We start from the raw sequence: 6,948 nt of genomic DNA, 5'->3' as shown, positions 1-6,948 counted from the left end.
CAATCAGAACGGCACCGCGCTGTTCGAGGGCGTGACCGTGCTGTTCCTGGCGCAATTCTACGGAGTGGCGTTGACGCTCGCGCAGCAGTTCACCGTGGTGTTCATCTGCATCCTGGGCGGGATCGGCACCGCCGGCGTGCCAGCCGGGTCCATTCCCGTCGTGGTGATGATTCTGGGACTGGTGGGCATTCCGGCCGAGGGAATCGGGATGATTCTCGGCGTCGACCGCTTCCTCGATATGTGTCGCACGACTTTGAACGTCACGGGTGACTTGGCCGCGGCCGTCGTGGTGGCGAGGGGCGAGCCGAGGGAGGTGGAGCGGGTGGAGGGGTGACCGGCATGGACGATCGTGATCCCTTGATCAGGATGGAGGCTTTTGGCTTCTTGGACCGACTGAGATCTCAGTTCGGAGAGATTCTTCCTCGTGCTGAACTTGCCAAGGGATTCGTGTTCGACGGAATTCGGGTTCCACTCCTAAGCGCCCAAGGAATCTTCAAGCCAGCAGCTCTCGAGCGGGTTCCCCTTAGCATCACGACTGTCCCGATCATCGAGGGCCAGCCGCGGCCCTACGAGGACGAGACTCGTCCAGACGGGTTGATCAGCTACAAGTATCGAAGTCACGGTGGGCCGCAACACCGCGACAATGTCGGACTTAGACTTGCGATGACTGAGAAGACGCCCCTCGTCTACTTCCACGGCGTCGAGCCCGGCTACTACGAAGCGCTCTACCCGGTGTTGATCGTAGGAGACGATCCAAGACGTGAGTTCTTCATCGTCGCGGTATCGAATCCGCGTCTAGCCGGGGAGGCGCTGCCAGCACTTGCGGTGGCAGAGAGCATGGCGGAGATTCAACGTGAGTACGTCACGGCGGCGGTCCTCAGGAGAGTTCACCAAGCGAGTTTTAGGTTCAGAGTCCTGCGCGCCTACAAGCACACGTGCGCAATTTGCAGGCTTCGACATGCGGAACTTCTCGATGCTGCGCACATTCTTCCTGATGGGCACCCGAAGGGTGAGCCGTGGGTCTCAAATGGAATATCGCTCTGCAAGCTGCATCATGCCGCGTACGACAAGAACGTCCTCGGAATCAGACCTCACGACCTGATCGTCGAAGTGCGCTCAGACATTCGGAAAGAGGATGACGGGCCGACACTTCGCCACGCTTTGCAGGAGCTGCACGGGACGCCACTCGGACACTTGCCGCGGTCTCGTGCCCAGCGTCCGAAGCGAGAGTTTCTCGAAGAGCGCTACGAGCAGTTCCGTTCGACCGCGCACTGAGAACTGCTCTGCCGCCCCCCCTACGGCAACCTCACCGTGACGCTCACGCCCTTCCCCTGAGCATTCGTCGCCACGGTGGTCGCGCCCACGGTCGCGATCCCGCTCGGCGGGCCGGTTGCGGTCACGCGCAGGTTCTTGCCGACGACGAACGATCCGAGCGGCGCGCCGGTCATGTCCACGGCATCGATCTTCTGCCCGTTCGCCAGCGACGAAAGTGGAACCGAGAACGCGCCCTGCGAATTCGCCTGCATCGCGTACGCCGCGGTCGGGTCGCTCGGGTTCCAGAGAACGTTCGCGCTCAGATTGAATGTCGAGTCGCCCTGGACCTCGGTCAGATGGAACACGTAGACATCCGGCGCCAGCGTCGCACTCGTGTCGTCCTTGCCGTCCCAGGCCACCGCATAGACCCCGGACTGAAACGTCCTCTCGAACAGCAGCCTCCTCGGCGTCCCATTTCGATCCACGATCCGCCCGGTCAGGAACGCGGTGTCGGGAAGGCCGATGTGAAACGTCATCACGCCGAGCGAACACGGGTTGTTGAAGACCGCCAGCGATCGCGCGGACGGAAGTGGACTGGGAATGTCCAGCAGCCGCGACGGCGCGCTCGAGCGGAGCGCGGGAGACGTCGGATCCGGGTACGGGTACGACACCACGATGCGGGCGCCGGACACCGCGTGGCCGCCGGAATCGAACACCGTGCCGCTAAGGGCCGCGAGACTGCCGGTTGGGGAGGTCGGCGAGTTGGAGCACGAGATCACGTACGCGCCGAGCGCAACGATCGCGGCCACGAACACTCCCCGCATGGCGAAGTCCGGACGGGATTTCATGCGTGAAAGACTATCAGTCGCGGGCGGCGCGGTCAGCAAGAGTCCGCCCCCGCCGGTGCAACATGCTCTGGCGCATGCTATGCGGTCGCCCGCCCGCAGCCTGACGCTGTTCCCGCGGCCGGCTCGCTCGCTGGCCGCCTTCCCACCCGCCAGCCTTTCCCCTAGATTGCGGAAATGCGCCTCTCCGCCGGGGCACGTCTGGGTCCGTACGAAGTCGTCGCGCCGCTCGGGGCCGGCGGCATGGGCGAGGTCTATCGCGCCCGTGACACGCGGCTCGGCCGCGAGGTGGCGATCAAAGTGCTGCCCGAGCACCTGATGGCCGACCCCGAGATCCTCGCGCGCTTCGAGCGCGAGGCCCGCACGATCTCGAGCCTCAACCACCCGCACATCTGCACGCTGCACGATGTCGGGCGGGCACCCGGCACAGCCGGGTCGGCGGACGTCGAGTACCTCGTGATGGAGCTGGTGGACGGCGAAACACTCGCCAAGCGGCTCGAGCGCGGCCCGCTCCCCACGCCGGAGCTGCTCAAGCTCGGCATCCAGATCGCCGACGCGCTCGATCGCGCGCATCGCGCCGGCATCGTTCACCGCGACTTCAAGCCGGGCAACGTCATGCTGACGCGAAGCGGCGCGAAGCTCATGGATTTCGGGCTCGCCCGGGCCGCGGTCGCAGCACCAAGCGCCTCGGGCGTGAGCGTCGCCAACCTCAGCCAGTCGCCCACGCAGGTCTCGCCGCTCACCGCGCAGGGCACGCTGGTCGGCACCTATTTCTACATGGCGCCCGAGCAGCTCGAGGGCAAAGAGGCCGACGCCCGCAGCGACCTCTGGTCGCTGGGCTGCGTGCTCTACGAAATGGCGTCAGGCCGCCGCGCCTTCGATGGAAAATCGCAGGCGAGCCTGATCGGCGCGATCATGCACTCGGAGCCGCCGCCGCTCGCCACCGCCGCGCCGCTCTCGCCGCCGGCGCTCGACGCGCTGATTCGCTCCTGTCTCGCCAAGGATCCCGACGAGCGCATCCAGACCGCGCACGACGTCAAGCTGCAGCTGAGCTGGATCGCGCAGTCGAGCTCGCAGCCGGGCGCCGCCACGCCTCCGCTGCCCAGGCGGCGCCGCAGCAACGAACCGATCGCGTGGGCGGTGGCCGGTCTCGCGATCGCCTCGGCCGCGTTCTTCGCGTGGCGCGGCGGGCTCGGCGGCACAAGCGACGCGTCGAAGCAGCAGCTCGTTTTCACCATCCCGATCCCGCCGTCGGTGACGCCGCAGTTCATGCCCAGGATCTCACCCGACGGGAAGATCATCGCGTTCATCGGGCAGGACTCGCTCAACCGCACCCTGGTGTGGCTCCGCCCGCTCAATTCCCTCGTCGCGAATCCGCTGCCCGGCACCGAGGGCTCGCGCGCGCCGTTCTGGTCGCCCGACAGCCGGTACCTCGCTTTCGTCGCGGACGGCAAGCTGAAGAAGGTCGCGGTGGCCGGCGGGCCGCCGCAGGTGATCTGCGACGCGCCGACCGGCTCCGACGGGTCATGGAGCAGGAGCGACGTCATTCTCTTCGACGGCCAGGGCGCGGATCCAATCTACCGGGTGAACGCGGGCGGCGGCATCAAAGCAGTCGCGATCCCGGGGGACAGCGTGAAGCAGGTGGGCTGGCCGGCCTTCCTGCCCGACGGCAAACACTTTCTCTACTCGGGTGTCGGCAACACCGGACTTTCGAAGACCTTCGCCGGCACGCTTGGCTCAATCAAGGGCAAGGAGCTCGCGATCGAGGGATCGCGGATCGAATATTCGCCCGACGGCTACGTACTGCTCGCGCGCGATCGCACGCTGCTCGCCCAGAAGTTCGACGTCGGCGGCCTCAAGCTCGTCGGCGAGCCGTTTCCCGTCGCGGAGAACCTCCCGGTCGGCGGAAACGGCGCGGCGAACTTCACGGTTTCGGGCAACGGCATCCTCGTCTATCGCGCCACCGGTGGCAGCTTGAGTCGTCTGATCTGGATCGACCGCGGCGGTCGCGAGCTCTCCGAGGTCGCCGCGGCCGCCGACTACCGCGCTCCCGCGCTGTCGCCGGACGGCACGAAGATCGCCATCCGCCGTCGCGACGGCGACGGTTCGAACATCGACGTCTGGGTGATCGAGCCGGCTCGCGGGACCACGACGCGCTTCACGTTCGATCCGGGCGACGACAGCAACCCGGTCTGGTCGCCCGACGGTTCGAAGATCGCGTGGAGCGGAGTCCGCGGCGGCAAGGAGGCCATCTGGGTCAAGACCGCGAACGGCGCGGGATCCGAGGAGACGGTGGCCGACGGGGGCACGAACAGCATCCTTCTGGACTGGTCGCACGACGGGCGCTACCTGCTCTATTCGAACTTCGGCTCGAACCTCAGCGACGTTCTTGCGCTCGATCTCGACAATCGCAAGTCCACGATCGTGCTCGGGTCGAGGTTCAACGAGACGCGCGCGCGCCTCTCTCCCGACGGGCACTGGCTCGCCTATCAGTCCGACGAATCGGGCATCAACGAGATCTACGTCACTTCGTTCCCGATCAGCTCCGGCAAATGGCAGATTTCGACGCGCGGCGGCATCGAGCCGGGCTGGAGCCGCGACGGCAAGGAGCTCTTCTACCTGAGCCCCGACGCGAAATTCATGTCGGTGCCGGTCGCGACCGGCGCGGCCTTCAACCCCGGCACGCCGCAGCCGCTGTTCCGGATCCAGACCGAGCCCGGCCTGCGGCGCAACGTCTACTGCCCGTCGGCCGATGGCAAGAAGTTCCTCTTCCTCGTCCCCTATGGCGAGAACGAGACGCCGATGACGGTGATGGTCAACTGGCGAGGTGACAAGGGCGCGAAGTAGGAGTCTCGGAAGCGCGCTCGCGCTAATCGAGCCGTTCGGCCCCCGCTCACCCCGGCAGCCTCCCTCCTGCCTTCCGCTCATCCCCTACGCGCATGGTCCAGCCGAGGCGATCGGCATGCTCGAGCAAGGGCACCGCGAATTTTCGTGAAGCGCCGGTGAGATCGCGAAAGTCGGCCACGGTGAGCGACGGCTTGCGCGCGAAGTGCTCGGCCAGCTTCGCGCGCAGCGCTTCCATCTGCTTCGCGGTGTAGGTCAGTTCCTGGCTGACGCGCGTGAGTCGCCCGAGAAACGTGCCGAGCGCCACCACTTCGGCCGCCGACGCGCCCAGCTTCGCCTGCCAAACCGGAGCTTCGGGCACGAGATAGCCAGCCGCATCGAGCTCGGCTTCGACTCGCTCGAGCGCCGCGAGCGTCTCGGCGGGCGGCGACCAGGGCGCACCGGCCGGCCGCACGTGCTCGCCGCGCTGCTCGAGCACGCGCTCGGCGACCAGCGCATCGAACGCAGCATCGAACAGCGCGGCGTCCATGGTGGCGCGCAGGTCGCGCTTGAGCTCGCCTTTCATCACCCCGAAGCGCGCGGGATGATCGGCCACGTACCTGGCCACCGTCCCGGCAATCGTCTCACGCGCGGCGTCCCATCGCGCCCCCGACAGCCAGCGCCCCTCGCCCGATGCGGCGATCTCGCCGGCGCGCGCGAGCGCGGCCAGCGCCGCCCCCACGCTCGCCTCGCTCTCGCCCACCGCTTGGGCCAGCACCGCGGTCGGCGTGGGTTTCGCAAAGGTCGCGAGCTTCTCGATCAGGCGTGCTTCCAGCGAACCGCTCTCGTGAACCGCGAGCTGCTCGATCCCCGCCGCGTGGCGGCGGCGTTTCTCGGCCACCGGCTCGATCACCACGCCGCCGCCCACGGTGCGCGAGGGCGAATACGAGCGGATCACGAAGCGATCGCCGCGCGCCGCCACGGTCGGCCGCTCGAGTCGCAATTGCGCGAGCGCGCTTTGGCCGGGCGCGAGCTCGCTCCCTTCGAGCAACACCGGGCGCCCGATGATCTCGCTCGCGCCGAGATGAAACCGCACCCGGCTGTTGCCGGGCCACGGCCTGGGCAGATCGCTCAGGGTTTCGAACCGCACGTCGAGCATGCTCGCCGCCCGTAGCGATCCCGGCGCCACGAGCCAGTCGCCGCGCTGGATCGCCGAGCGCTCGATGCCGGCGAGCGAGATCGCGGTGCGCTGGCCGGCCAATGCGGCGTCCACGGTCTGCCCGTGTACCTGGACGCGGCGCACGCGCAGTTCGAGATCGGCCGGCAGCAGTTGCAGCAGATCGCCGGTGGCGACGCGCCCGCGCCACAGCGTGCCGGTCACCACCGTGCCGAAGCCCTCGACGGTGAACACGCGATCCACCGGCAGTCGCGCCGGCTCATGGGCGGCGCGATTGCCGAGCGACCCGAGCTGGCGATCGAGCTCGGCGAGCAGCTCCGCGGTGCCGGCGCCGGTCACCGCCGAGAACTCGATCATCGGCGCCGAGGAGAGCGCGGTGCCGGCGAGCAGCGCACGCACGTCGCGCTTCACCATCTCCAGCCAGTCGGCCTCGACCAGGTCGCGCTTGGTGAGCACCACGATGCCGCGCGAGATGCCGAGCAGCTTGACGATCGCCAGGTGCTCGCGCGTCTGCGGCATCACGCCTTCGTCGGCGGCGATCACCAGCAGCACCAGATCGATGCCGCCGACCCCGGCCAGCATGTTCTTGACGAAGCGCTCGTGTCCCGGCACGTCGACGATGCCGACGTGCACGCCGCCGGGAGTGACGAGCGGCGCGAAGCCGAGGTCGATCGAGATGCCGCGCTGCTTCTCTTCCGGCAACCGGTCGGTGTCCACGCCGGTCAGCCGCCGCACCAGCGCGGTCTTGCCGTGATCGATGTGCCCGGCGGTGCCCACCACCGCCAGACGTGGTGCCGAAAGCGAACTCGCCGGCCCGGATTGCGCGCTCATGATCGCGCTCATTCTACC

The 6,948-nt window shown here is 67.7% G+C and carries 5 protein-coding genes; 3 read left to right on the top strand and 2 right to left on the bottom strand.

What is annotated here, in order from left to right; genetic code table 11:
- Positions 1 to 334 (top strand): cation:dicarboxylase symporter family transporter (locus VMJ70_12065; GenBank protein HTO91858.1); only part of this gene is annotated, 334 nt, incomplete at its 5' end.
- A gap of 5 nt (positions 335 to 339) precedes the next feature.
- On the top strand, positions 340 to 1,275 hold the full coding sequence (locus VMJ70_12060) for an HNH endonuclease (GenBank protein ID HTO91857.1): 936 nt from the start codon (positions 340 to 342) through the stop codon (positions 1,273 to 1,275).
- 20 nt (positions 1,276 to 1,295) lie between these two features.
- Here VMJ70_12060 and VMJ70_12055 read toward each other — a convergent pair whose 3' ends face one another.
- On the bottom strand, positions 1,296 to 2,102 hold the full coding sequence (locus VMJ70_12055; GenBank protein HTO91856.1) for a hypothetical protein: 807 nt from the start codon (positions 2,100 to 2,102) through the stop codon (positions 1,296 to 1,298).
- Between the two features lie 174 nt (positions 2,103 to 2,276).
- Here VMJ70_12055 and VMJ70_12050 point away from each other — a divergent pair, with 174 nt between their 5' ends.
- Positions 2,277 to 4,946, top strand: coding sequence for a protein kinase (locus VMJ70_12050; protein HTO91855.1), 2,670 nt, complete (start codon positions 2,277 to 2,279; stop codon positions 4,944 to 4,946).
- A gap of 46 nt (positions 4,947 to 4,992) precedes the next feature.
- On the opposite strand, the gene selB is transcribed toward VMJ70_12050, so the two are convergent.
- Complete coding sequence (gene selB / locus VMJ70_12045) at positions 4,993 to 6,930, bottom strand: selenocysteine-specific translation elongation factor (GenBank protein ID HTO91854.1); 1,938 nt, start codon at positions 6,928 to 6,930, stop codon at positions 4,993 to 4,995.
- Positions 6,931 to 6,948: the final 18 nt, after the last annotated feature.

It is taken from the genome of Candidatus Sulfotelmatobacter sp. (assembly GCA_035498555.1).
Classification (GTDB): Bacteria; Eisenbacteria; RBG-16-71-46; order RBG-16-71-46; family RBG-16-71-46; genus DATKAB01.
The sequence above is the reverse complement of the archived record's forward strand: the minus strand, read 5'-3'. Positions and strand labels throughout refer to the sequence as shown.

Coding starts and splice junctions, on each gene's coding strand:
- VMJ70_12060 (HTO91857.1), top strand. CDS start 340: ATGGACGATCGTGATCCCTTGATCAGGATGGAGGCTTTTGGCTTCTTG.
- selB (HTO91854.1), bottom strand. CDS start 6,930: ATGAGCGCGCAATCCGGGCCGGCGAGTTCGCTTTCGGCACCACGTCTG.
- VMJ70_12055 (HTO91856.1), bottom strand. CDS start 2,102: ATGAAATCCCGTCCGGACTTCGCCATGCGGGGAGTGTTCGTGGCCGCG.
- VMJ70_12050 (HTO91855.1), top strand. CDS start 2,277: ATGCGCCTCTCCGCCGGGGCACGTCTGGGTCCGTACGAAGTCGTCGCG.